This is a genomic window from Spiroplasma sp. ChiS (assembly GCF_002968355.1).
Taxonomy (GTDB): Bacteria; Bacillota_I; Bacilli_A; order Mycoplasmatales; family Mycoplasmataceae; genus Spiroplasma; species Spiroplasma citri.
The window spans coordinates 1-1,639 of the sequence record NZ_PUUH01000094.1; the positions used below are offsets into that span (position 1 = coordinate 1).

Genomic DNA, 1,639 nt, shown 5'->3' on the forward strand with positions numbered 1-1,639 from the left:
TACATATCATTCTCTTTTTGTGCTTGCAATTCAAAAACATTATAACCGATTTTTTGTTCTTCAATTTTTTTATATTGCAAACCATATTTATTTTGTAAATTACCGCCAAAAACATAACCCGAATTTAACTTAATATCATAATATTTTTTGTTCTTCAATTTTTTTATATTGCAAACCATATTTATTTTGTAAATTACCGCCAAAAACATAACCCGAATTTAACTTAATATCATAATTATTAGCAACCGAAAAATCATAATTAAAAACACTACCATAATTATTAATCGTATAAAACCGATTTTTAAATGCTGAATATAATTTAATATCTAATTGCTTATATTTATCTGAAAAATAAAAATATCGTGGGTAAATTTTAAAACCATTATTTACTAATAAACCATATTTTTTATTATAACCTTGAACATAAGTATTATTCTCTAAATCAAAAATCGTACGTAAATAATTAGTATAAAATTTCTGTGAAATCTTAAACATACTATTTAATAATTTATCAAATTGCAATTTATCGTTAATATTCTCACTAAACAAAATATTATTAAAATTTTGTAATTTCAAGGCAAAAAAGTTAACTAAAACAGTATCATATTGTAAATTATCAATATATCCATTTTCAATAAACGAACTACGATTTTGAAACACTGGCACCAAAGCACTTGCAAAAAACGATTGTAAAAACTTAGATAAATCAAACTGACCGCTAAACTGTTGATAATACTTTAAATCTTTACTATTTAATGATGAATAAATTGAACCATTAAAATTAAAAACTTCACCCATTCCCGTTCGCATAAAACTAAAATTAAAACTTAAATCATCATTATTAATATTATTTAACTCTAAACTACCAGAAATAATTAAATTTGCTTCATCAACAGTCAAAATCATTCGATAAATTGCTTTTTTAATATTTTTAACATCCAATTCATCAACTATCTCAAAATCAAAAATTATCCGCTTTGTTCCAACTTTATTCGGATTTTCATAATCCGCACTACCACCTTGCTGTACTCTAATATTTTCAGACAAAACAGCAGTTAAAGATAAATTAATAAATTCTTTTACACGATTTTGTTGATAACTATTCTGCTGCAATATAACTTCACCAGTATTTTCATTTATTGTTGGTGTTTGTGGTTGACCCTTACCATCTCAACGATAAACAGACTTAAAATAAGTTCCATTATCTTTTTGAAAAGATGCAATAGATATTGCAGATCCTGGTCGAGTTTGAAGGCATAAATCGTTGCCAGAAGAATAACCGTTAATAAATAATTCAGTTTTTCCTAATTTAATATTAAAATCATTATCAATATCTAATATAATATCTTTTTTATTATTAAATTTAATAATTTTTCAATCATTAGTTTTTTCACCACGCCACACAACAAAATATCATTTATTATCAACTGTATTAAACGGTTTATCTTGTGCTATAACTTGTTTTCAATAATTTTCATTTAACTTAACTCTTGGATAATGATTATCCTTATAACGGTCAACATTCTCCACAATTTTTTCAGATACATCATACATCTTATATTTTACGGCAAAAGCATAAATAAAATCAGTTAAATCATTCAAAAAATTCTCTTTTTTAACATCATAAAATTTTTCAACC

At 24.1% G+C, this 1,639-nt stretch carries 1 pseudogene; it reads right to left on the reverse strand.

The window, feature by feature from the left end:
- Window positions 1-1,639 (reverse strand): annotated as a pseudogene (locus C6B38_RS03530) (spiroplasma phage ORF1-like family protein); the annotation flags it as partial.